The organism is Clostridium culturomicium (assembly GCF_000821305.1).
In the GTDB taxonomy this organism is placed as follows: Bacteria; Bacillota; Clostridia; order Clostridiales; family Clostridiaceae; genus Clostridium_J; species Clostridium_J culturomicium.
The window spans coordinates 25,739-51,835 of the sequence record NZ_CCXK01000014.1; the positions used below are offsets into that span (position 1 = coordinate 25,739).

Consider the following 26,097-nt stretch of genomic DNA (forward strand, 5'->3'; position numbering starts at 1 on the left):
TAACTATATCTAATTTTTTATCACAAACCTTTACCAAATATTTGTAGTAGTAAGCTTGATAAAATCATCATAAATGCTCCACCTATACGAGATGAAATTTGTCCAAAGGGCATTAATTCCATTCTATTTGCAGCTGAAAGTACTGCAACATCTCCTGTACCTCCCATATTAGCCATACACAAACCTGCAGTAATAGCTGATTCAATTGGGAAAAATCCAACTAGGTATCCGACAGCTCCTGCACCAATTACAGCTCCTATAACAGTAACAACAACTAAAACTAAATATGTTAATGAAAATGCGCTAATGATTTCTCCTAAGTCTGTGTAAGCTATACCTATACCAACTAAAAGAGCTGGTGTTAGATTCGTCATTATAAATTGGAACCATTGATTGCAACATATTTCCAACCTTTCTGGAAGCCATCCAGCAATTTTTATAATACCAACTGCAATAATCATCCAAGCATAAGCATGAATAGAAGGTACAAATTTTGATATTATAGTTCCAACACTAAAGAAAGTTGTTGACATTAAAAGACCTATACCAAGGTTCTTAATTGTAACTAACCTTTTATCCTTTTGACTTTCCGCCTCCAACGCTGAAGAATCATTCTTAAATTTTCTTAATAACTGTCCTTCACCAGATAATTTGGGTGATTTTTTACCAATTTTGTTTAATACTCCTCCACAAACTATAGCTACTGCATTCCCTAAAGCAACTGCTGGAACCATAATTGAAAGAATTTCTTCTGCACTCTGACCCATATTACTTGCAAATATCTGGGATAATGGAACTGCACCAGCTCCCATTCCTCCCCCCATGATAGGGATTGAAATGAAGAACATAGCTTCTTTTCCACCATATCCAATTAAAGATCCTGCAATAAATACAAAACCTAAAGCACAAATAACGCCCCCTATAATAGCTGGAAGATATCTTATAGCTGCATCAACAAGAAGTTTTTTACTCATTCCAAGAATACTTCCTGTAATTAATGCCGCTATATAAAAATCTAAGAAGCCATTAGTCTTCATAAAATTGGTTACGATTTCAGTAGTACTCTCATTAATTATTCCGAAATAAACCAAAGCAGCTGAAGCAAATATTGCAACAATTGCTCCACCACCTAAGTAGCTTCTTACAATGGGAAGTTTATTCCCAATTTCATTAAATACTGTACCAAGTATAATCATAAATGAAAGTGCTCCAATCATTCCTGATGGAAGTGTTCCAATCATTGTAGATATAAGAACTATTACGGCCAAAATTGCAAAAACATACCAAGGCAACCCAAATAATTCATATTCTCCGCCTTTCTCTTTCTGCATTTTTCCTTTTGCATCGACCTTTAACATACCCATTCCCCCCTATAGAATGTATTTAATAGTAGTTTGAATACCCCTCAACCCCATTAGGGTCAAGGATTTACAAACTACATCAAAAAGGATTCCCCCACATCATAGCGAATATATTAATATCTCACCAAAAATACATCTAAGGAGGAGTCCTTTATGATTCAATTAAAAAATCAACTTTTACTCTCTGACATTTATGAGGAGATCGTAGACCATTTTCAAGAGGATAAAATTAATTTTATAAAAACACTTGAGAACCACGCTAATATGAAACTCCTTATACCTCAAACTTTTTTATAATGCCTACTATTCTTCAACTGATCATCCTAGACAGTATTCCTTGTCCTCAATGCTAACTGCATTATTAGTTCAAATGATACTTGATATCTTTGAAACCAAACAGTTTATTAATATACTTAATTTATCTATAGAAAGAATAACATACTTTCTTTAAGAAAATTAGTCTATTAAAGTCTATCAATAGTATTTAAAATTTCCATTTAAATACCTTAGAACTACTTTAGCTTAAATTATTTAACTAGTTTTGCAATCGCCTACATGTATTTAGTTTTAATCTTTATCATTGGATACTATTATAACACACTTATCATATTTTGTAATTATTGTAAATTAATATAAACCGTTCTGAATTCTTGATTTCAAAAACACTTTCTTAATTTGTATTTTAATAAGTAAAGCTAAATCATCGATATATCTATAATATTAACTATATTTCACTCCACCTACTTCATTTTATAGATTAAATGCTGAATCCACTAACTACAATGAAAACTATAGTTAAATTTACTGCTCCTTCTTTAATAAATTTTTGCCTGATATACCTGGCTGGGTTAAATTAACTGGATCTAAGATTGTTTTCAATTCTTCATCATTTAAAAGACCATCTCTTAGGATTAATGTTCTTACTGATTCACCAGTACTGATGGCTTCCTTAGCAATCCTTGAAGCCACTGCATAACCAACGTGTGGACAAATAGCTGTAATAATTCCAACACTATTTTCTACAAGTTCTCTGCATCTATCTTCATTTGCTGTAATACCCTTAACACAATTGTCTATAAAGGTATCCACTGCATAAGCTAAAGTGTCAATGGATTGGAATAGGTTATAGAAAATTATTGGTTCAAAAGCATTAAGCTCTAACTGCCCTGCTTCTGCTGCCATTGTAATTGTTACGTCATTTCCTATGATATTGAAAGCAACCTGATTAACCACTTCAGGAATTACTGGGTTTACCTTTCCTGGCATAATTGAGGAACCATTTTGTTTTGCTGGAAGGTTAATTTCTCCAAAGCCTGTTCTTGGTCCTGAAGACATTAATCTTAAGTCATTTGCAATTTTAGAAAGAGTTACCGCACATGCCTTAACTGCCCCTGATACTGAAACAAATGGGTCAACATTTTGAGTTGCATCAATTAAGTCATCTGCTTGAACTAGGTCCATACCACATATCTTTGAAAGATTTGGAACTATCTTTTTCAAATAATCTGTATCTGCATTAATTCCTGTTCCAACTGCTGTACCACCCATATTTAGTTCTTTCATCTCAACCTTTACCTTTTGTATCCTTTTAATGTCTCTCTTAACGGCAACAGAGTATGCTCTAAACTCTTGTCCTAAACGAATTGGCACTGCATCCTGCATCTGAGTTCTACCCATCTTTATTACATGATCAAACTCCTCTGCTTTTTCACAAAATGCATCATATAATCTATTTAATTCTCTCTCAAGGTTATTTAATAATTTTAAAGAAGTCATCTTACCTGCTGTTGGAATTACATCGTTAGTAGATTGTCCATAGTTAACATGGTCATTAGGGTGAACTATAGAATAGTCTCCCTTTTCTCCTCCTAAAATTTCAATGGCACGATTTGCAATAACCTCATTGGCATTCATATTTAAAGAAGTTCCTGCTCCTCCTTGAATTGGGTCTACAATAAATTCTCCATGAAGCTTGCCTTCTAAAATTTCATCACAAGCCTTAATAATTGCATATGCTATTCTTTTATCTAATACACCAATTTCACTATTTGTCATTGCTGATGCCTTTTTAATATATGCCAAGCTATTTATTATTTCTGGATGAATGAATAATCCAGTTATTCTAAAGTTCTCCGCTGCTCTTAATGATTGAACTCCATAATATACGTTCTCTGGAACATTTTTTATCCCAATGGAATCCTTTTCAGCACGAAACTCCATACCCTCAACATAAATTTTATTTATCATAACCAATACCCCCATCTTAGGAATCATTTCCTTTATCTGTTAACTCAATTATAAATCTAGAAACCTATATAAACAAATACATATATATTTATAATTTATATAAACATATATGTATATCTCTTGACATTTATTGTATAATGTATACAAAACAGTAAATAGTCTTAAATAGTTAAGTTTAACTTTAATGTGGAGGTATATATGTTTAGTTCTATGAAATATGTTTACGAGGTTTACAAGGAGAGAAGCTTCTCAAAAGCAGCCCAAAACCTTTATGTAAGCCAGCCATCTTTAAGTGCAACCATAAAAAAAACTGAAGATAAAATCGGTGCTCAAATCTTTGACCGCAGCACCAATCCTATTCAGCTTACAGACGTGGGTAAACAATATATCAAATCCTTAGAAGAAATCATGGATATCCAAAACTCCTTTGATAACTATGTTAATAACTTAAACGAATTAAAAACAGGTCAATTAGCCATTGGGGGCAGCAACTTTTTTACTTCCTTTATCCTGCCTCCACTGATAACAGAATTTACCCATAAATACCCCTTAGTTAAAATCCACCTCATTGAGTCAGACACAGCAACCTTGAAAAATATGCTAATTCATGGTTCCTTAGATCTGGTTATAGATAACTATGACTTCTATGACCCTGCCTATAAAACTCAGATTTTTGCTCATGAAACCTTAGTTCTAGCCGTGCCAAAGAGACTTGAATCCAACAAGGCTGCTGAAAAATATCAGCTCACTTATAAAGATATAATCAACAAAAAACATTTAAAAGAAGAAACACCAACGGTGTCTTTAAAATTCTTTGAAAATGACCCTTTCATATTCCTTCGAAGAGGGAATGATACAAGACGTCGTGCAGAAAAAATCTGTGAGGACCACGGACTTTCTCCAAAGGTTATCCTAAAGCTTGACCAACAGATTACCTCCTATAACGTAGCCTGCTATGGCATGGGAATAGCCTTTATCAGTGATACCTTAATTAATAAAACTAAGCCTGACCCAAATATAATCTTCTATAAACTAGATGACCCTTATGCAAAAAGAAATATCTATTTCTACCACAAGCAATCCAAATATGTCACTCGTGCCATGTCAGAATTTTTAAAGATTGTGGAGGCTAGAACTATTTCATCAAAATAAGATTTAAACCATATATTGTGCAAAAAAACACTGTGAAAATCTTGAAGAATATTAATAACCCCTTTCTATTTTCTGCCTTCATAATCATAAAAAGAGCACTACTTCTCATCCTTACTTGAAGTAGTGCTTTTCTTAAATTAATCCCATTTAAACTCAATGGATACATACCCACATAAAAACATTTCATCAATATTGTAATAATAAGAGTACGCCCCTCCTGTCTGAGCTTCCTCATAGGCCTTATTTATGTTATCTTCTATGGTTACCGCATTATTATCAAAGTTCAAAATCTTATAAGTTACGTTAGGTTTCCTTTGTATTATATCGCCCTTAATTGCCTGGGAAAAGCTATCATAATTCTTAACTACAATAATCTCGTTTCCATAGTCATCAAATTCCTTAAAACCAATATTATTAAAGGTATAATCATAGGTGTTACATTGTGGGTACTTCCCCTTTTCCCAGCTATGATTTTTTTGCATTTGATCATCTGTAACATTAAAGTAGGAATAACTAACCACTTCACTATTTGCCTCCATAACTGGATCATTCCAAGTTGGGTCTAGATGATAATACTCACCTTGAATTTTAACCAGATTCCATCCGTGGCTTATATATGACTTGTTTTCTTCATTCCATCCATAGCCAGTAATGATCATTGATTCAATACCTGCTTCCTCAAGGAGAAGATTCATTGCAATAGCATATCCATGACACACTGCCACTCCATTAATAAGAGCGCTGTACGCAGTATAAGACTCCTCTGGCATATTATTAGTATATAGTCTTTCATCATATCTGCAATTTTTCACCAAATAATCATGAAGAGCCTTTTCCTTCTCATAATCCTTCATATCTGGAGTTGTAACTTCTGCAACTATATCTTTAACCTTCGCTCTTACTTCTTGATCCTTTTTAAGCAGCACTTGTCTAGACTCTGGATACTGAAATTGAAAACTAACCATAGTTGTAGTTCCAAGTTTCTCTGTAGATATGGTACAGCTAAATCCTGGAGTTGCAACTGGATTATTCTCTAGAGCCTTATGATATACTTCATCACTAAAAATCTTAGTATCGTAGTTTTTCACCCCAACAGTAACACTGTTTTGATAATTATTCAAAGCTTCTTCCACGATATCATAATAATCTTTATAGGTTTCAACATAACCAATGCTATTTGAAGCCTCTTGAAAATTAAGCTTATCATCAACAAAAGCTTTAATATTATTAAGATTAGTGCTAAAATTCTTAGATAAATTTCTCTTAAGAACTGGCGATGATGTTATAACTATAAAAATAGCAATAAGTAACCCTAAAATAATTACCCCATCTTTTAAATTACTATCATTCTTTTTCATTGTTCCCCCGCAAACACAATTATTCTTTATACTGAAATGGATTTAAAGTTTACTTAAAATATATTACCAACTTTATATAAATATTCTGTAAAGTTGTTCACTTTATTACACAATGTAATATACCACTAAAGAAAACTCCTTCTCATTTCATTCCTATGGGTGCTTGAAGGGGAAGTCAGAGTACATAACTCATAGATGTACTCTCTGAAAGTTCTTCTGATCGAATCATAGATGCACTCTGTGAAAGTTCTGCTTACCAAATCGCAGATTTGGAGCATCACTTTTGGAGCATCAATTTTGAAGCAGCATTTGGGGAGCATCTACTTTTGAGCATCCGCTTTGGGAGCATTCCCTTTGGAGCATCACTTTTGGAATGTCTCTTTTGAAGCCTTACTTACATTCCTTTTAAAATCAAATAGCATACATATGCCTCCAGCCACAATAATTGCAGCCACATCCCCAATAGTTCTAATTGCTAAATCAACCATATCTCTTCTATAAATCAATGGCATAAATCCATTAAAACCAATGAGTATTACAGCTAAAAACACAGCTCCAAAAATTAAAAATCTTAAATACCAAGTCTTTCTGCATATATACCCTGTAGTCATTTCATACACAACACCAATAGATAGTCCCGTCAATACTGCCCATACTAAGGTCTCAATAGCATGAGTTCCAAAGTAAGAATATATACTGAAGTATTTATACATTGCAATTCTTACAAGGAAAAAAACAAGTCCTATAATGATTACATTTAAAGGAGAAAACTTATCCTTACTTCCTTTTCTCTCCTTTGCTTTACCTATATTCAAAGCATCTTCTTCTTTTTCTTCTTCCTGAAATTCTTCTTCATTATCTTGATCTTGCGTTAAGGTTACAGCTTGCTTTAGTTCAACTGCTTGTCCTTCTATATCTTCTTCCGCTAAACTCAAAATATTATCAACAATTATACCAAGTTCATTGGTTTTGCTACTGTCTACATCCTTTACAGCACTGTAATCCTCTCCTTCAACTGAGGCTATTTCCTTATCCCTCGTACCAAGAAGAAGTCCTGATAAAATACCCAGAAATAATAAAGCCATACCATCAACTAAAGGATATGCAATCATGTCTGTAACGGTAACATGTGGCAGTGGCTCTAATAAATACGCTGTCCATATTATGATTAAAAATAAACTAAATTTTAATCCTTTAAAAATCCTCTTGCCCTTCATATTCTTATCCATCAATAAAAATAAGGCTGCAATTGCAGTATAAAAGACACTTCCAAATGCAAGAAAACCTAAGAACTGAATGCCTCCATCTACAAAGATGCTTGGCCAAAGCAATGGTTCCTCCACTATAGGTATAAAACCCTGTCCATATGCCCTAATTAGGGCTGTGAAAATACCAATTATAATCAACTTAAGAAAAGTCTCTAACTGCTTCATTTTAATCTACCTCTATCCTCTATAAAATAAACAACGAAAGAGAAGCTATTAACTTCTCTCTATGTCACTTCCTTAATGCTTTAAATTTATAACCATTATACCATACCTTGAAAATCATTATCCAATTATTTGTAATAAAACTGTTGACATTTTCCACAAGCCGTCATAGACTAATAGTACAACACCACATTACATGAGTAATGTAGTATAGTGCTAACGAAAATGAATGGAGGTTTACCCTTGAAGATTGATGCAAATAGTCTTAAACCTATTTATGTCCAAATAGCTGATGCTATTGAAGATGACATAATCGACGATAAGCTTTCAGAAGGTTGTAGCTGCTACTCCCAGCTTATCATTGCAAAGGAACTGAAAGTTAATCCAGCTACAGCAGCTAAAGGAATTAACCTTCTGGTTTCCAGAGGTGTCCTAGAAAAACAAAGAGGTCAGGCAATGACCGTAGCAATAAATGCAAAGGAGAAGGTCATCATGAGACGAAAGGAAGAGGTCTTTGGAAAAATGGTAGAGGAACTTGTAACCACAGCAAAACAGCTGGATCTTCCAGAGGACTACGTATTACGAACTATACAGTCATATTATGAGGAAACGCCTTCTCATATTCATTCGAAGGAATGCTCTAAAGAGTAAGTTCGAGGAACTAAATCATAGATTTAGACTCTCACTTAACTTCATATTAACCAAATCAAAGATTTGGATATTCACTTATAAGGAGGATAACAAATAATGAGTATTGTAATATCAACAGAAAATCTGTGTAAAACTTACGAAGATAAGGCAGCTCTTAAAAATGTTAATTTAAATATAAATAGTAATGAACTTATTGGTCTTATTGGAACTAACGGCTCTGGAAAAACCACATTAATGAAGCTCCTTGCAGGACTTCTAGATAAAACTTCTGGTGCCATACAGGTGCTTGGTGAAGAACCAATGGATAACCTTAATGTTCTTGAAAACGTAGTATACACTTATCACGACTTGGAGCTCCCACCTGAGCAGCCTCTAAAAAATATTATTGGTTCCTATGAGTTAATGTATCCTAAATTCGATAGAACCTTTGCAGAAAAGCTGATGAAGCTGTTTAATTTAAATCCAAAAGCGAAATATAAAAGTCTTTCCCAAGGTATGATGAGCTTATTTAACTTCATCTGCGGACTTTCAACCCGTGCTGAAATCACCATGATGGATGAACCTATCCTTGGCATGGACGTTACTGTTAGAAAATCGGCTTACGAAATTCTGCTTCGTGATTACATGGAGCATCCAAGAACCATCATCATATCAAGCCATATTTTATCGGAACTTGAGGATATCTTATCAGAGCTGATAATTATAAATAAAGGTGAAGTTTTACTTCACGATAATATCGACAACATCAGGGATTCAGCTTACAGAGTTGATGGTGCTGAAGAGGCTTTAAATGCCTTTGCTTCAAACAAAAATATAATTTACAAAAGCACCAGCCCACTACACAGCTTCATGATAATAAAAGAAGACATCACTGAAAATGTGCAGACAGCTGCCAAGAACCATAACTTAAGCTTATCAAGAATCAGACCTGAAGAATTATATGTTTATCTGGCAGGCAATGCTTACGAGGAGGGAATGGAATGTTTATGGACAGAAGAGAACTAAAAAATGCTTTAACCCTTTATAAAATAAAAAGTAAAGAATTCCGTTTAGCTAGATTAATTTTATTCACTATACCTATATTTTTATTTATTGTTGATTTAATGGGAGTTTGTACTCAAGTATTTAACTATAATGACCAAATAACCTACTTAAGTCTAAGCACATATAGTCAATTAATTTACTTCTTCACTCTATTAACTGTAATTGCTTCAGCCTTTGAGTACAAAAAATTCAATAGAGAACATGAAGTTTTACCTCAAACCAACAAAAGCAGATTTTTATCCTATATCTTATATTACTATTCTCTCTTTTTAAAGGTATCTATTTTATCATTAGTCTTATATCTTACTCAATATGGAATAATCTCTGCCATTGGTGGCTTCACTGGAAATGTACACTTTGCTTATGACTTCAGCTTAGGTTTCGTAATATGGGGCTTTATCGTAAACTTTATCTACGGATGTTTAACAATTTCATTAATAATGCTTATCGGAGCTTTAGATAGGAAATGGTCTCTATTTTTTAGATTATCTCTTTTAGTGATTATACCTTTATTATTATTTAATAGTTTATTCTTAGGAAAAAGCGTAATGAAGATTATCAGTTTTTGGACGAAGGAGCCTTCCCTTATTATCTTTACAATAAAAGCTATAACTCTTTGGATAGTCCTTTCTGGACTTGCATGGATAATTAATGCAAATACAGTTTATTTTAAAAATTCTAATGCTAAATATTCCAAAACCTCAATAGCTGTCATCTGCTGTGTCATAGCTTTAATGATAGTCGCTCCAATGTTCCTCTTTGGTGGCTTTACCTATCATACTGGTTATAATCAAGAGATTTCTACTTCTGAAAATGAGGCTCTGGATTATTCAAGCAAATATATCAACCTTCCAGTAGATGCTTCTCACCTAAAAAAAGGCGATACTATCAAGGTTGTGACTAACTGCAGATTTGAAGACAATAAGATATCTATCGTTGATATTAATGCTGACGACTATGGTGATGTATTCTTCTACGGATTTGATAGCAAGGTTGAAGGTCTCGAAATAAGTTATGACCTACCAGAACAAATGCATAATGAAATTAATATAACAAAATTTATTAATCCTAAGGTAACGGCTTCCCTTGAAGGAACTACTTTATATTTAAACTATGAGTATGACAAAAATCAAAAGGTACTTTACCTAAGCCCTTATGGATTTATGGGACAGTTTAAAGCCTTTAAGGATAAGAACTATTTTAAAGATTTTATTGGAACCAGTGGCGGAAACTACTATGGAAATGTATTTCTTTTAGCTGAAAATGGTATAGAAATCTCTATGCCCGTGTATTCACCAATAAATTAACTTACTATAGTGTACTAACTATTACCATAATTTTAAGGAGGACTACTAATGAGCTACGCTAAAAGCTTTATATATTCTATTTTAACTTCATTTATCTTAATCTTTGTGCTTAACCTTTTTTTAAAGAAAACTAGCACAGATTATAAAAAGAAAATAAACTGGCAGCACTACTTCTTCGGATACCTTTTTATGCTATATTTAATTCTATCCCTAAAAGAAGTGGTGGGCTTTCCTTCCTTATCTGAATGGCAGAGACTAGCTGCTTTAAACAAACCCATCTTTAATCCAGAACTTAATCTGGTTCCCTTTAAAGATGGTTTAGAAATCTCAGCCATACTTAATATAATCTTCTTTATGCCCTTTGGATTTTTACTGCCAACCCTATGGAGAAAATTTAGATCTTTCTTGCCAACTCTAGGTTACGGATTAATCTTTTCTTTTATGATCGAATTAAGCCAGCTATTTGTTTCTTATAGGGCATCAGATATCAATGACTTAATAATGAACACCCTTGGTACTGCCTTAGGCTGGATTGTATTCTCTCTACTTAGATTCCCCTTCCGTAAACTTACAGAAAAAACAGCAGTACAAACTTACAACACCGCTGCAATTATAAAATTCGAGCCTTATGTATACATTGTTATAGCACTTACAAGTGCGTTCATATTTTAAAGATAAATGTAAATGCCTCTTTACCTATCCATTAATAAATAAAAACAAGGTGCCAGCTCCCCAGCTGACACCTTGTTTTTATACTCTCCATTTAATTACACTTGGATTTGAAAGTATACCTATTATTTTCTTTACTATTCCCTTCATAATTAATCCCCCATTAATATTTATTACCTCTCAAATTTAACCCCTTTAGTTTATCTATAACTTTCCTTGAAGAATACTCATCTTCTTCATATTAATACGTCCTCCAATTTAAATCCTATTATCTTTCAATTTCCCTCTTCCCATATTATACCACCTTTCCATTTCGCATACATATTTTCCCGCAAACATTTATATATCTACCTGCTCCACCCAAGATATTTTCATTATATTAACTTGTAATATATGGTATAATACACATAACAATACATTTTACTTGGGAGGATTATATACATGAATGTGAGATACAAGCTTCTTCCTTGTTCCATTTGGAATATTGGAGTTATTGAAACTTGGCTAAGCAAAATGGCTTCTAAAGGACTTTTTATAGAAAACTTTGGCCGTTATTTCACTAAATTTAATAAAGGTGAACCATCCAATACTCATTATAGGATAGATATGATTCCAACAAAAAATGATGATGAGCTTGAAAGCAAAATTAATAAATATAAAAATTGTGGCTGGAAGTATGTGAACACCTATATGAATTTTCATATTTTTTCTTCGCCTCATGAATTTAACTCCAATGAGGTATATAACATAACCGAAGAGCAGGCTGCCCTTCTTAAGCCTCAGTATAAGAAAAAGATTAAAGACATCTTAATATGCTTCCTTATCTTTTTTATTCTGATCCTATTGCCATCGTTTTTTACTAAAATTGATTTATACACTTATTTATTAGAGCTTAATGTTCTGGATGTGCTGGCTTTCTTTCTTCTTAGCATTTCATTCTTCTATGAACTCTATGAAGCTTTTCTTATAAAAAGACTCATAAAACACCTAGAGCAAGGCATTCCAATAGTACATAGTTGTGATTGGAATTTAAGAAGTTATCTTTCAATTTTTTATAAAGCGATTTTTTTTGTTATTATTTCAATCTTATTCTTACTACCGTACAAACAATTTTTTTATGAAAAATATAAGTATATTGAAGATAGCCTTGAAGAATTTCCTATTGTAACTCTACAGGATATATGTACTATAAAATATGAGTCTACTGGCACTGAACTTAAATTTCGTCCTGAAACCTGGGCTCGTTCAGAAAGCACTCTTCTTATGCCCGTAAAGTTTGACGCCTCTCAATCCTCTAGAGTATTTATTGAACCTAATGAATGGAAAACCATATACCTTAAATCTACCTCCCATAAACTCCGTCTTGAATCAATGGTAGATGATTATCTTTTAGAATTAATTGATCAACAGAATAAAATAACCGAACTAACTCCAATCTCTGTGGATACAAATCAATATAATGACTTTGATATTTTAAAAATGTACAAGTCTCAGGATACCTATTTTATCTACGCATCAAGGGATGAAGGAATAATTACATTGTCTTACCTTTATGATGATGATATTGATACTGTTTTAAAGGCCATAGATGAAAAACTAACTTTACTAATTAATTATGTATCAAAATCATAAATATACTTTTTGATATATAGAAAGGCAAAGGATATAAAACGCATATCCTTTGCCTTCTTTAATTTTTATTTTTTAATATTTCTGTTCTTATATATTTCAACGTTGCCTCTTCACCTTCATCAGCCAGCTTTTGTAATAGCTCTTCAAGGAGAGCTCTGCTTTCTGGATGCATAATGCTGTAATTCTTACCATAGTTATAATACTTCAATGGACTATCATCCCTGTAATTTTCCTTTTGATAATTCCTCGAAGCAGCAATTCTATCTATAAAAGTTTCAACCACATACTTAGTCGGAATTTTCATTCCCACCATACCTTCTTCAATCTTATCTCCATAATCAATCCAGTATTCTGTATGATGCTTATTTCGTCCCTTATGATGAAGCCAAGCTGCTGAATACCCTTCCTTTTGCTTTTGAATACCATTGGGACTTTGATCTCCCTTATAGTATTTTGCTCCTGCTGAAAATTCTACCCACTTATATTTAGACAAATCATGAAGGAGACCCTGCTTATATAAGCCAACCTTAAAGCAAAGCTTCATAACCATTAGCTTATGAGCTGTAATTGTATTAAAATGCTTAATTGAATTCATTTGCTCCCCCTCTTTCTTCCTCAAAAGCCCATTATTTATTTTCATTTTATAATTTTATATATGGATTATCTTTAAAAGATGTGCCATATAATAGAAATTTATAACTCAATTCATAGCGTTTGTCCATAATTTTATTCTCTCTTTCTAATACATCAACTTTTTCTATCTCTAAAAAATTTCAGCTTAATTTCCCTCTATATACATTATAACATTTTCTCTTTAAAATCAAACTTATTAAAGCCTCTCTCCACTTCATATAGTTTGAAGCAATAAAATATTTATACCTAAGTTTACATTTCCTTTTTATTTACATAATGTATAATATATGTATGTATTCTTATTTAAACAACAGTAGAAAGCGGGGTAAACTACTCAATGAATTTTTCTAATGTAAGCTTCGAATATTACGAAACCTATGATGGTATATTAGGTTCAACCTATACTTCAGCAAAAACTACTTTCAGACTTTGGGCACCAACAGCCAGCAGCGTTAAGCTTAAACTATACACTACTGGAAGTGATAATGAACCTGGTGCAAAGACTCTTGGAATAGTAGATATGATAAAAGATATTAAAGGTACTTGGCTGCATGAATGCTATTACGATTGTAAAAATCTATACTATACCTACCTTGTAACCATAAATGGACAAACCAACGAGGTAGTTGATATCTATGCAAAGGCTGTAGGCGTTAACGGTAATAGAGGAATGATTATTGACCTATTTTCCACTAACCCTGAAAACTGGGCAAATGATAAAAGAAAGATTTGCAGAGCACAAACTGATGCTGCCATTTGGGAGGTTCACATAAAAGATTTCTCCTGGAATCCTAATTCTGGTATTTCTCCTGAAAATAGAGGTAAATTTCTTGCCTTCACAGAAAAAAACTCAACTTTAAATAATGAAGGTACAATTAAAACCTGTGTTAATTACTTAAAGGACTTAGGAATTACACACGTTCATTTGCTTCCAGCTTTTGATCAAGGTTTCTTAGATGAAACTAACCCTGATTCTGAAGCCTTTAATTGGGGCTATGACCCTAAAAATTATAATGTACCAGAAGGCTCTTACTCCTCTAATCCTTATGATGGAAATGTACGGGTACGTGAATTTAAGCAGATGGTTCAGGCTCTTCACAGTGAAAATATTGGAGTTATTATGGATGTGGTTTACAACCACACTGCAGAAAGTGAAACTTCCTGGTTTAACTTAACAGTTCCAGGATATTATCACCGCGAAAATGAGGATGGTACCTTCTCAAACGGTTCTGGTTGCGGTAATGAGACTGCCAGCGAAAGAACAATGTGCAGAAAGTATATCATAGACTCCTTAATATATTGGGCAACAGAGTATCATATTGACGGCTTCAGATTTGATTTAATGGGACTCCATGATGTTGAAACCATGAATCTTATACGTGAAGCTCTCGATAATCTTCCTGGTGGAAGAAATATTCTCCTCTATGGTGAGCCTTGGTGTGGAGGCCCCTCCGCTTTAAGATTCCCAAACAAATCAGCAAACAAAGATAATGCTAAGGAATTAAGCCCTCGAGTTTCCTGCTTTAATGATAACTTCAGAGATATAATTCCTGGCAGAATATTAGCAGACACCGATAAAAATAATTCTGGTTTCATTCAAGGTGCTCCTGATATGGAAACCAAGGTTAAGGTCGGAATTTCAGGTCACGTTTCTATTGCGCACCGTGACTTCTCCTGGGATAACCGCTGGGCCTTAACTCCATCTCAAGTTGTAACCTATATCTCTGCCCACGATAACCTTACCTTCTATGATAAATTAGTATTATCACAAAATAATGGTGAGGATTATGATAAGTATCATGAAGAGCTTGTGGCTGAAAATCAACTTGCAGCTGCTTTATATTTAACCTCACAAGGTATGGCCTTTATGCAGGCTGGAGAAGAATTTGCCCGCACTAAATTTGGTGATCACAACAGTTATAACTCAAAGGCTTCCATCAACGCCATCAACTGGGAAAATGTTGAAACCTTCAAAGATTTAACTGAATACTATAAGGGGCTCTTGCAAATAAGAAAAGCCTTCTCACCTTTTAGAGATAATACAACCACCTCAATTTTGAATATGAATTTTATCATAGATATACCTAAAAATGTGGTGGCATATACTCTTGAAAACACTATAAATCCTAAGGAAGAGTGGAATACCATAGCTTTAATCTTCAACAGTAATGATGAAGCTGCATCAGTTTCCTTAGTTCCTCCTAAAGATGGAACTCTGCCTGAAGAATGGGTGCTTATTGCAAATAAAGAACGTGCTGGTCTTGAACCAATCCGTATCATAAAAGGTAGTGACATTAAAATTCCAGATAAGTCAGCAATGATTTTAGTAGATAAAGATAGCTTCTACGACTTACTTTAAAATCAACTTTGAAATATATAATTTAATCTTCTGTATAAACTGCCATCTCTATCCTAATAATAATTTTTGAGGTGACTTACATGAAGAAAACTTTTATAACTATGCTTCTATCCTTATCAATGTTGTATAACACTACCTTAACCACTCTTGCAGAAGAACCAGTAGACGTAAATCAAGATACATCAACTAAATCACCCATATCTTCTAATTATAAAGAGGGCTTTTATAAAATTAATGATCCCAAAAGCTACTCTGTATTAATAAAGCTGGTTACCCTTGATGAACCAATGTCTATCATAGTATTAAACTCTGAAAATGCTGCACAGTTATATTACAAATTAGATAAAGTTCATCAACAAGTAAGCTTAGATTATGCCACTGAAGGCTACACAATAGTTGTCATTGGCAGTGGAGAAGTTGCATTAATATATCACTAATTTATCTGAAAAAGCTGAGGCATTAAATCGCCTCAGCTTTTTCTTTACCTTATAAAATTAGTTCTCACTCCTGGCTCCTTAACAGGAAACTCAATTCCAACAGCCTTTCCTGCTTCAATGCATCTTATAATCCATGCCATATTCTCACCTAGAGTTCTCATTACCTGAAGTCCCTCTAAGTCTTGCTGAACCTCCTCTGGAGTATTGCCATGAATTGAATTCCAATACTGAGATGATATCACTGGCATCTGATTTATTGTAAAATACTTATTCATCTGATCAAAGGTAGCACTAGCCCCACCTCTTCTGCAGCTTACAATTGATGCTGCTGGCTTTCCCTTCATAAATCTGCTTCCACTATAAAAAGCTCTATCCATAAAAGATGTGATAGCTCCTGATGCTGAAGCATAATGGACTGGTGTTCCAAAAACAAATCCATCCACATCTTCTATTTTATCTATGAATTCATTAACCTTATCATCTCTAAAGCATCTTCCTGTTTCATAACAAGCCCTACAACCAATACACCCTGCAAGCGGCTGAGTTCCTACCTGAAAAATCTCAGTTTCAATTCCATATTTATTAAGTACCTTCTCTATTTCCTTTAATCCTGTGTAAGTACACCCCTTAGCATGTGGGCTTCCATTAACAAGCATAACCTTCATCTTAAAACCTCCATCTTCACAACTTAAATTAATACCTAATTAAATTATATACCTATTTCTATGCCTTGTACTAATAAAATAACAACTTAAATTTTCTAATTAAACCCTGTTCCTTAGCTTCTAAACTTCCTGTTATAACCTTTATTAAAAACACCTCCATCTTCATTTAAATGTATCGAAATTCGCAATAAATAATTTTATATTCCTTATTTACAATTTACTCCTAAGAAGTTATTATTATGTTATACGATATATCGTGACACATAATATCGTATAACATAATAGTATATTGTATATGAATTTAAATATATCACCATATATAGAAATTCTTTAACAATAACTAAAGCAAATATTTTAACTTGCGAATAGGAGGTGTATCCATGCCTTATAACGGTGGTCCAATGACCGAAGCAATGTACTATGTCCTGCTTGCACTAATGCATCCCAGCCATGGCTATGGATTAATGAACACTATCGAGGAAGTATCAAAGGGCCGTATAAAAATGGGACCAGGAACCCTTTATGGCGTTTTATCAAGGATGCTTAAGGATAGGCTTATAGTATTAGAAACTGATGATGGAAGAAGAAAAACCTATAAAATAACTAAGGATGGAAAAGAAGCGTTGCTTCAAGAATATCAACGACTTATATCTTTAGTTGAAGACGGTAATATCTTAAAAGGTGGTATTTAATATGAGTAAAAATGTTTATAAATTAATTCCTTGCAATAGATGGCAGATTGGTGAAATGGAAAGCTGGCTTTCTGATATGGCTGAAGAAGGACTTATTTTAAAGAAATTAGGCTTTAGATTTGCTACCTTTGAGAAAAAGATACCTAAGAAAATAAGATACAGACTAGATTATTATTCTTCTGGCTCAATGCCTAATGAACAAATTTCTGCTTATGAAGAAAGTGGCTGGAAATTCTGTTGCAATCGCAGTAACTTTTATATTTTTTCTTCTCCAGAGGATTGCTCCATACCTGAGCTTCATACCGATGCCATAGAGCAAGGATATTCCTTGAAAGCCTTAAATAATTATTTATTTAGAAGTTGTATTTTCGTTATTCTTTGCTTTTTTTTAATTTTAGGTCTTGTTTACTCAACAATATTCACAAAGAGAGCACTCTTTTTTAACCTGCTTTCCCCCGGTGCATTTATGAATTTATTTTTTATGGTACCTTTTACTGCTATGCTTGTATATAAAACCATAATTGAATATATATATATTGCTAAGTTAAAAAAATCACTTATTGAAGGAAACCCTATAAACCATAAAGTACCTTGGCAACACCCTCAATTTTTTAATCCTAAAATGGAGTTTGTTATAAATATAATCTACATTTTAATATTATTGTTTCTACTTATAACTGTTAATATCAACAGCACCAGCATTGAGCCAATACCTAAGGCATCATCAACCCTACCTATAGTAATGCTCAGTGAGGTTGAAGAAACGCCTTATATAGACTGGTATAACCCTGAATTCACTGAAGAAGATTCAACTCACTGGTATATCCGTGAATGGAGTCCATTATCACCTATTCACTACTCTTCTTATGAAACAGGTGTAGTTCAGGAGATGTCCAGCAATACCGAAGAACTTATAGATAAAGTAACTGCCAATGGTACAAGTGTATATGCTCCTCTCCTTCACAATGAACTTTATCAAGTTAGATTTGAAGCCATGGCTGATAATGTACTTTTAGACTTAATCAAAGTAAGAAAATATAATTATGATTCCAATACTTCAGTGGATGTTATATCCAAAATTGAAAATAATGATTTTGACCTCCTTTATGCCAGTGAAAATAAAAGCAAGATTTTTGCCTCTCGCGGTAAGGGTGTTATGTACGTAAATTACACGGGGGAAGCTGACTTTGATAAAATTCTAGAGGTAATTTCTGAAAAACTTAAGTTAATAGAATAATTTTTAAATAAGCTCCTTCTCACAAATAGTCGAAGGAGTAAGTTCACCTTAGCCAAATCAAGATTTGGAGTGTCACTTTTGGAGGTTCACTTAAGGAGATGTTTATATGAAAAAGTTCTTATCCCTGATTACTGCCATTCTTATGACAGTACTACTATGCACCGGCTGTAAAAGTGAAGAAAAGAGATTAGCAACCTCTTATACTGACATGTTTGAAGATGGAAAAGCCTATATTTCCTGTACTACCGAATATGAATCTGATGGCATGAAAGTAAATCAGCTTCAAAATATTGCAATGGATGGCGAAAATATGGCCATGCAAATTGCAATTGAAGTGCCCGATTTTCTGCCTGTTGGCATTGAAACAAAAGTAATTCTTAAGGATAAACAATTATATATTGTAGATAACTTTCAACAACAGGTTATTACCATTAATCTATCTGACCAATATGAAGAGTTTAAAGAAACGCTATCTAATGAAAGTAGCCTGTTCACCACTGGTACAGATGACTTAGAATTTATTAAATCTGACAATGAAGAGTTTAAAGGAGAAAAACTTTTCTATGAAGAGTATAAAACCCCGGTAGGAAACTGCAAATACTATTTTAAAGATAAAACTCTAGTTGGTATGTCTGTAACAACTGACTTACTACCTGACCCTTTGGGCGTAACTGTAAATGAAATTAGCGAAATCTATCCTGAGGAAATTTTCATTATTCCTGAAGGCTACACAAAGGTTACAGCTGAAGAAGCTGACCTCGAATTCGATTTAGATCAGATGTTTCCAAATTAACTTTAAAATTTATCAGTTTTAAACACTAAATACTACATGTAAGGTATTTAAAATGTTAACCATGTTATATTTTTGAAGATATATATAGCGATAATAATGATGAAATTATTGATGATTAATACATCAAATCTTAAATATCCACTTATTTTCAAGTAAATTTTGAATTAAGATTAAATAAAAAAGCTTAGCGCTCTAACACTAAGCTTTTTCTAAAACAAAAGTAGATAACACAAACCTCTAATTTGTTATTAGTCGCTTTCACAGCGTGCTTATTTTAGGCTATTGGAAACTCATTTTATAATATTGAAGAAAAAAAAGCTCCCATCAAGGGAGTCTTTTCCATAATCCTTTATCAATCCTTCATTCTTCAGTGCAAAGTTCAACAGCTTAAAAAATACGACCTCTTCCATTATTACTATTTTCCCAAAGATCAGCATTAGTTCCCATAAATCCCTTTAATTTATCTGATAATAAATCCACTACTACTAATAACTCCTTTGGAATCTCTTGATTATATGCTTCAATATTAGCTTTAAGCTGCTCAACATTTCTTGCCCCAACTAATATGCTTCCAACATTTCCTCTAGTCTTTAAAAACTGCATCGCATAGTTAACCATGGTGAAGCCAGTTGCATCACAAATATTATGCATTTCACTAAGAAAATGAAATATTTCTTCTTCAAAGCCCGAATCAGTATGTCTCCCAACTCCCCATTTTGAGTCGTACATTCTCGTGTTTCTCCGTTCCATGGGTACTTCGCCAAGTTTTCTATACTTTCCTGATAACAACCCTTGAGCCAAAGGGCTATATGCCCATAACAAGGTATTGTTCTTCTTTAAATCCTCATTAAAATGCTGCTCTGCCACTCTCCATAACAAGGAATATGGCATTTGATTTGTTACTACAGGATAGTTTTTCATTCTCTTTAAAGCACCAGCGCCATGATTACAAACCCCAACATTTAAAATCTTTCCATCCCTCTTAAGCTTTTCAAAAGCCTCCAAGGTTTCATCAATTTCTATTGCTTCATTTGGCCAATGAATTTGATATATATCGATATAGTCTGTCTTTAACCTAGTTAAACTTTCTTCACAAGCTTTGATTAAATCCTCCCCATGCATATTATTCATATGCACCTTTGATGCCAAAACTACTTTATGTCTTTTCCCTTCTAAAGCCCTTCCAAGAAGAACTTCTGCTTGTCCTTCTCCATATCCTTCTGCAGTATCTATTAAGTTAATCCCTTGTTCGATAGCATAGTCAATGGTTCTGGCAGCTTCATCTTCATTACATCTTCCCCAAACCTTTGCACCTGAGAAAGCCCAAGACCCTAAAGAAAGTCCAGAAATTTCAGTCTTTTTATCATTCAATATATACCTATTCATCACCATCGCCCTTTCTATTTCTTTCTAATTCCTGCTGTTTTTTAGCCATTCTCCATAAAGTTGTCCTACTAACACCCAGCTCATCTGCAATATCCTTTTTCTTCTTTTTAGGCTTTAGCTTTTTATATATATCGTCTTCTTCAATGTAAACTTCATGCTTTATCTCAATCTTTGGCTCCAGCATTTCTTTGAATACCTTAAGCTGTTTAATGTCTTTTTCTGTTATTTCTCCTGAGTCATTTAAAACAATTAGTCTTTCGCAAATATTTCTAAGTTCTCTTACATTCCCAGGCCAATCATAATTTTCTAATATTCTTGCAGCCCTCAAGGTTAACTTAGGTGATGGTTTGCCTATCTCACAAGCAAACTGGGTAAGATAATAATCAACCATAGCTTGTATATCCTCTTTGCGTTCCCTTAAAGGTGCAATAACAATATCTAATAAATTTAATCTATAATATAAATCTGAACGGAACTTGCCAGACTTAACCTGCTCCTCAATATTAATGTTAGTTGCTGAAATAACTCTAACATCTATAGGCTGTACCCTGTCACTTCCAATTCTTCTAATTTCCTTTTCTTGAAGAACCCTAAGAAGTTTTGCTTGAAGGTTCGTTGGAATTTCTCCTATCTCATCTAAAAAAATAGTGCCCTTATGTGCCAATTCAAAAAGCCCTATCTTCCCATTTTTTGAGGCTCCTGAAAATGCACCTGGTTCGTATCCAAACAATTCGCTCTCGAGAAGATTTTCATTAAGAGCTGCACAGTTTAACGCCACAAAAGGTTGCTTACTGCGTTTACTTGTTTTGTGTATACTATGTGCAAAAAGCTCCTTACCAGTCCCTGTTTCTCCTATAATAAGAACATTGGAATCTACCTGGCTATACCTTTTTGCCATCTTCTTATTTTCCTTCATTATATCGCTGGCTCCTATAATGTTTTCAAAGGAGTACTTTGCTGTTAATCCCTTTTCACTTAAGCTGCGACGAATCTTAGTCTCTGTTTCTAAAATCAAATCTGCACTTTTAGTGATAATTATAGTACCTGAACCAATTTTATCTACCACAATAGGCTGATATTGGACATAATAGGTATTTCCATTCATTTTTAAGAGTTCTTCTCTTGACTCATTAGAATTATCATCCTTTTTCCACTTTAAATTTCTACATACCTTTTCAACTGGCTTATTTTTAACGTCCTCTAAAGTGGATATTTGATAAGTCCTATAGGCTTGATTATTTATAGCTAAAATTTTTCCATCATCATCTACTGCTATGATGGCATCCTCACTGCTGTTTAATATCATATTTATCATATTTGCCTTAGTACGCTCTTTGTTAATAGTCCTTGCAGTATTGATGGCTTCATATAGCGCTCTTTCTATAGCCTTATCCTGTGTTTTAATATGAACTCTTGAAAGTTCCTTGTTATCACAAAGTCCACATACTGTACCTGCTCCAACAAAAACATCAGTCCCCTTAGTCATTGCTTCATTTATGGCTTCTTCTGCTCCATCTTCATCATATACTCCATACAAATCAATTGCTGCATCACAAAGCTTCTCCAAATTCGAAAGAGAATTAATCTCCTGATTTTTTATGCATAAAGCAATTCTTTTAGGGCTGAAAACTTCCTTTGCTATAACTAAAGCATCCAAAATATCAAAACTGTTTAACTCTATTTTTACCATATGCTTTTCAGGTAATCTTGCCTTTAACCAATCATAGGTCATACCCCTTGCAACAACAATTTCTGCATCCATATTTTTAGTTAATACTTCTGGTGTACCAAACACGTGAGTTAATTCAATTTTAATATCATCATATTTAGGAGCCTTTTCCACTACTCTTCTGAAGGTTTCCTTCATGTCTAAATGTGGAATAAACATCAATATTTTTACCATCGTCCTACCTCTTCTAACAAATAAATTCAAACTATGACAAATATACTCAATTACAGTAATATTATACCATAATTGAGTATATTAAACATATTATTTAATTTATTTTATTTGTTAACTACATTTTCAGGGGATCCGTTAACAAAAGCTTGTAAATTCTCTACTGCAATATCCATTAAGCGCTTACGTGATTCTTTTGGCGCCCAAGCAATATGTGGAGTAATTATCATGTTCTTAGCTTGTAAAAGTGGATTATCCATCTTAATTGGTTCTGTTGAAACTACGTCTACGGCAGCTCCTGCAACCTTGCCACTATTTAGTGCATCTCTAAGGTCAGCTTCCACTATAAGTGGTCCTCTTGAAGTGTTAATAATCATAACTCCATCCTTCATCTTAGCAATAGTATCTTTGTTTATGATACCTTCTGTTGAAGGGAATAGTGGGCAATGTAATGAAATTGCATCTGAATTTGCAAGTAACTCATCTAAAGAAACATATCTGCATCTATCAGATTCTAAAGCTTTATTTTGATACTCATCGTAAGCTAGGATATTCATTCCAAAGGCCATAGCTATTTCTGCAGTTCTTTGACCTATTCTTCCAAACCCTATAACTCCAAGTGTTTTTCCTGCAAGCTCTATTAGTGGGTGATTCCAGAAGCACCAATCCTTATTGTTTGTCCATTCGCCAGCCTTAACACAGTCAGAATGTTCTCCAACATGATGACACATTTCTAATAAGAGAGCCATTGCATATTGAGCAACTGCATCTGTTCCATAAGTAGGTATGTTAGAAACAACCACTCCTGCTTCTTTAGCTGCTGCTACATTTACTATATTGTATCCAGTAGCTAGCACCCCAATAAACTGTAATTTTGGATTAGATTCAATTGCAGCTTTTGATACTGGTGTTTTATTTGTAAATACGATTTCAGCTCCACTAATTCTTTCAATTACTTTATCTTCTGGTGTCCTATCATATACAGTTAAATCTCCAAACTTCTCTATCCCTTCCCAAGATAAATCCCCAGGATTTTCTGTATAACCGTCTAAAATTACTATTTTCATCGTTCTTCCTCCATTCACTGCTAAAATTTAAATCTAGTTTTCATAAATACACGAAATGTTTGGTATTAAGTTCTCATTATTTTTTTGCTAAGTTTTACTACATAATTTTTACACCCTTAAAGTTATATTAATCTTCAACAAGAGCCCATGCTCTGTTAATTACTCTCTTAGTGTTTGCAAGGATTATATCTCCATCTTCATCACCCCAAGGTTTAACCTCTAATGATAGAACATAAGGATTTTCCTTATTAAAGAAGCCTTCTTCTTTTAATACTGTGAAGAATTCCACTAACTCATTTACATCATTTGCACTGTTAGGGAAACCAAATCTAGGATGCTGGTCACCATATGCTTCTAACCCTTTTTCAACCACTGCATTTCCAATGTGGAAGTGAGTTATATATGGTCTTAAAGTTTGAATTACAAACCTAGAAGTCTCGTAAGTTGTTGGGAAGTGTGATAAATCTACTACTAATCCGAAATTGCTGTGAGTTGTTCTCATATCAGCCGCAAATTTAGCCGCATATGGTGCAGGACCTATTAAAGCTGCTTTGTCCATATCAAAATCAAATACCTCAAGCTCAACCATCATTCCTTTAGTTTTCGCATAAGTACAAAGATTTCTTGTAGTTTTTAATAATTGAGCATAAGCAAGGTCTTTAGTTGCTTCTTCCCATTTTCCAGCAAGGAATGCTATTCCCTTTGCACCTAAATATTCAGCTTCATCTATGGCTTCCATTAAAGTAGCCTCAGCCTTTAATCTGCCTTCTTCATTCACATCGTTAGGATTTAATCCTGGTCCTAGAAGTCTTGGCTGCGCTCCGTAGCAAACCTTTAAGTGTGACTGCTCAAGCATTGCTTTCATTCTAGCTCTAGTTTCATCATCAGCTACCTTAGTAACCTCAAAGGCTGTAAAGTACTCATCGCAGCAGATTGTTTTTACTGATTCTAATAATGGATAATTAACTGGTGGATGACTCATCCACTGAATTGTTCCTACGTGAAAATATTTTTGAATTGGATCTTTCATTTTTCATTCCTCCTAAAACTCTTTGTTTTCAATTTAATTTATAATTTTAACGCCCGTATTCCTACAGTTATTTATTTAAACAAGCTCCCAGGCAAGGTTTAAAGTTCTTTTTGCATTGGCAATCACAACTTCACTTTCTTCATCCCTCCAAGGCTTAACTTCAAAGCTTACAATTGGACGATTCTCCTCACTTAAGAACCCTATTTCTAATAGTACTCTTAAATATTTAGCTAACTCATCCACATCATTTTCACTGTTTGGAAAGCCAAAGCGTGGATGAGAATCACCATAGCCTTCACAGTCTGGACTCTTAATTACCGTATTACCCATATGGGCATGCTTAATATATTTTTTTATTGGTAAAATACTTTCCTCTATGGTTTCATGAAGCATTGGTATATGGCTTAAATCTACCATCAAACCAAAATTATCATATTCTGCTGTAATAGTTGCAGCATATCTCTTTGCTAAATGCACTGGTCCTATTAAAGATTTTTTATCAATATCATAATCAAATATTTCTAAAATTACGGGCATATTCCCCTTAGACTTTGCATATTCACAAAGCTCCCTGGTTGATTTCAAAAGAGCCTCAAAGGATTCTTCCTTTGTCTCCTCTTCATATCTACCCGCCAAGAAGGAAAAGCCTGTTGCCTTTAATTCATAAGCTTCATCTATGCCATTCTTAAGAGATACTACTGCAGCCCTTCTCTTTTCTTCATCCAGATCATTGATATTCATACCTGTAGTCAGCATTCTTGGCTGTCCACCATAAGCCACTGACATATGTGCTCCTTCAATCATTTCGGCTGCCGCTTTTCTAACTGCTGGGTCTTTCATTTGCGTAACCTCCACAGCTTCAAAATACTCATCTGTAACAATATTTTTTAGGCATTCTAGAATAGGGCCTTCTCCAGTTGCCAGGCCATTATATGCCATATGAAGAATTATTCCTACCTTCATATATCTTCTCATAGACTTTTCCATACCTTAGCTCCTCTTCTTAAATTTTTCTACTAAATAAGGTGTACTATCCTTAGACTTATA

At 33.7% G+C, this 26,097-nt stretch carries 22 protein-coding genes; 11 read left to right on the top strand and 11 right to left on the bottom strand.

What is annotated here, in order from left to right; genetic code table 11:
- Positions 1-20: 20 nt before the first annotated feature.
- On the bottom strand, positions 21-1,358 hold the full coding sequence (locus tag BN1075_RS04050) for a 2-hydroxycarboxylate transporter family protein (protein ID WP_197072268.1): 1,338 nt from the start codon (positions 1,356-1,358) through the stop codon (positions 21-23).
- Between the two features lie 804 nt (positions 1,359-2,162).
- Positions 2,163-3,581 carry an aspartate ammonia-lyase gene (locus tag BN1075_RS04055; protein WP_407637966.1) on the bottom strand — a complete coding sequence of 473 codons (1,419 nt, stop codon included), beginning with the start codon at positions 3,579-3,581 and terminating at the stop codon, positions 2,163-2,165.
- Between the two features lie 225 nt (positions 3,582-3,806).
- Between BN1075_RS04055 and BN1075_RS04060 the strand changes: the two genes are divergently transcribed.
- On the top strand, positions 3,807-4,760 hold the full coding sequence (locus BN1075_RS04060; RefSeq protein ID WP_040191819.1) for a LysR family transcriptional regulator: 954 nt from the start codon (positions 3,807-3,809) through the stop codon (positions 4,758-4,760).
- 137 nt (positions 4,761-4,897) lie between these two features.
- On the opposite strand, the gene BN1075_RS04070 is transcribed toward BN1075_RS04060, so the two are convergent.
- On the bottom strand, positions 4,898-6,118 hold the full coding sequence (locus BN1075_RS04070) for a transglutaminase domain-containing protein (RefSeq protein WP_052406376.1): 1,221 nt from the start codon (positions 6,116-6,118) through the stop codon (positions 4,898-4,900).
- 362 nt (positions 6,119-6,480) lie between these two features.
- A complete protein-coding gene (locus BN1075_RS04075; RefSeq protein WP_040191821.1) occupies positions 6,481-7,551 on the bottom strand; it encodes a hypothetical protein in 1,071 nt (356 codons plus the stop codon).
- Positions 7,552-7,791: 240 nt separating this feature from the next.
- Here BN1075_RS04075 and BN1075_RS04080 point away from each other — a divergent pair, with 240 nt between their 5' ends.
- From BN1075_RS04080 to BN1075_RS04100, 5 genes are all read left to right on the top strand, one after another.
- Entirely contained in the window at positions 7,792-8,199 is a 408-nt protein-coding gene (locus BN1075_RS04080; protein WP_042386935.1) for a GntR family transcriptional regulator, read from the top strand.
- Between the two features lie 96 nt (positions 8,200-8,295).
- Positions 8,296-9,204: an ABC transporter ATP-binding protein gene (locus BN1075_RS04085; RefSeq protein ID WP_040191822.1), complete on the top strand. Its 909-nt coding sequence runs from the start codon at positions 8,296-8,298 to the stop codon at positions 9,202-9,204.
- Positions 9,180-10,550, top strand: a complete 1,371-nt coding sequence (locus BN1075_RS04090) for a hypothetical protein (RefSeq protein ID WP_040191823.1) — start codon at positions 9,180-9,182, stop codon at positions 10,548-10,550. The genes BN1075_RS04085 and BN1075_RS04090 overlap by 25 nt, the downstream gene beginning before the upstream one ends.
- A 48-nt stretch (positions 10,551-10,598) precedes the next feature.
- The gene (locus tag BN1075_RS04095; RefSeq protein WP_040191824.1) at positions 10,599-11,222 is read left to right on the top strand and encodes a VanZ family protein; all 624 of its coding nucleotides are present in this window, start codon (positions 10,599-10,601) and stop codon (positions 11,220-11,222) included.
- A 438-nt stretch (positions 11,223-11,660) separates the two neighbouring features.
- Positions 11,661-12,851 carry a DUF2812 domain-containing protein gene (locus BN1075_RS04100; protein WP_040191825.1) on the top strand — a complete coding sequence of 397 codons (1,191 nt, stop codon included), beginning with the start codon at positions 11,661-11,663 and terminating at the stop codon, positions 12,849-12,851.
- 58 nt (positions 12,852-12,909) lie between these two features.
- On the opposite strand, the gene BN1075_RS04105 is transcribed toward BN1075_RS04100, so the two are convergent.
- Complete coding sequence (locus BN1075_RS04105; protein ID WP_040191826.1) at positions 12,910-13,446, bottom strand: DUF5662 family protein; 537 nt, start codon at positions 13,444-13,446, stop codon at positions 12,910-12,912.
- A gap of 375 nt (positions 13,447-13,821) precedes the next feature.
- On the opposite strand from BN1075_RS04105, the gene pulA reads away from it, so the two are divergent.
- Positions 13,822-15,843 (top strand): type I pullulanase, encoded by a 2,022-nt coding sequence (pulA, locus tag BN1075_RS04110; protein WP_040191827.1) that lies wholly within the window; start codon positions 13,822-13,824, stop codon positions 15,841-15,843.
- An 80-nt stretch (positions 15,844-15,923) separates the two neighbouring features.
- A complete protein-coding gene (locus BN1075_RS04115) occupies positions 15,924-16,280 on the top strand; it encodes a hypothetical protein (protein WP_040191828.1) in 357 nt (118 codons plus the stop codon).
- Between the two features lie 44 nt (positions 16,281-16,324).
- Here BN1075_RS04115 and BN1075_RS04120 read toward each other — a convergent pair whose 3' ends face one another.
- The gene (locus tag BN1075_RS04120; protein ID WP_040191829.1) at positions 16,325-16,945 is read right to left on the bottom strand and encodes a flavodoxin family protein; all 621 of its coding nucleotides are present in this window, start codon (positions 16,943-16,945) and stop codon (positions 16,325-16,327) included.
- A gap of 380 nt (positions 16,946-17,325) precedes the next feature.
- Here BN1075_RS04120 and BN1075_RS04125 point away from each other — a divergent pair, with 380 nt between their 5' ends.
- The 3 genes from BN1075_RS04125 (at position 17,326) to BN1075_RS04135 (ending at position 19,667) form a co-directional block, all read left to right on the top strand.
- Complete coding sequence (locus tag BN1075_RS04125; protein ID WP_040191830.1) at positions 17,326-17,637, top strand: PadR family transcriptional regulator; 312 nt, start codon at positions 17,326-17,328, stop codon at positions 17,635-17,637.
- A 1-nt stretch (position 17,638) separates the two neighbouring features.
- Positions 17,639-18,874: a DUF2812 domain-containing protein gene (locus BN1075_RS04130; protein ID WP_040191831.1), complete on the top strand. Its 1,236-nt coding sequence runs from the start codon at positions 17,639-17,641 to the stop codon at positions 18,872-18,874.
- Between the two features lie 106 nt (positions 18,875-18,980).
- Positions 18,981-19,667, top strand: coding sequence for a hypothetical protein (locus BN1075_RS04135; protein ID WP_040191832.1), 687 nt, complete (start codon positions 18,981-18,983; stop codon positions 19,665-19,667).
- 387 nt (positions 19,668-20,054) lie between these two features.
- Here the strand turns inward: BN1075_RS04135 and BN1075_RS20570 are convergent, their stop codons facing one another.
- From BN1075_RS20570 to BN1075_RS04160, 5 genes are all read right to left on the bottom strand, one after another.
- Positions 20,055-21,038, bottom strand: a complete 984-nt coding sequence (locus BN1075_RS20570) for an aldo/keto reductase (protein WP_197072269.1) — start codon at positions 21,036-21,038, stop codon at positions 20,055-20,057.
- A 7-nt stretch (positions 21,039-21,045) separates the two neighbouring features.
- Entirely contained in the window at positions 21,046-22,956 is a 1,911-nt protein-coding gene (locus BN1075_RS04145) for a sigma 54-interacting transcriptional regulator (protein ID WP_040191833.1), read from the bottom strand.
- Positions 22,957-23,060: 104 nt separating this feature from the next.
- Positions 23,061-24,020 (bottom strand): D-2-hydroxyacid dehydrogenase, encoded by a 960-nt coding sequence (locus BN1075_RS04150; RefSeq protein ID WP_040191834.1) that lies wholly within the window; start codon positions 24,018-24,020, stop codon positions 23,061-23,063.
- Positions 24,021-24,147: 127 nt separating this feature from the next.
- The gene (locus tag BN1075_RS04155) at positions 24,148-25,050 is read right to left on the bottom strand and encodes a TIM barrel protein (protein WP_040191835.1); all 903 of its coding nucleotides are present in this window, start codon (positions 25,048-25,050) and stop codon (positions 24,148-24,150) included.
- Between the two features lie 75 nt (positions 25,051-25,125).
- Complete coding sequence (locus tag BN1075_RS04160; protein ID WP_040191836.1) at positions 25,126-26,037, bottom strand: sugar phosphate isomerase/epimerase family protein; 912 nt, start codon at positions 26,035-26,037, stop codon at positions 25,126-25,128.
- Positions 26,038-26,097 lie beyond the last annotated feature (60 nt).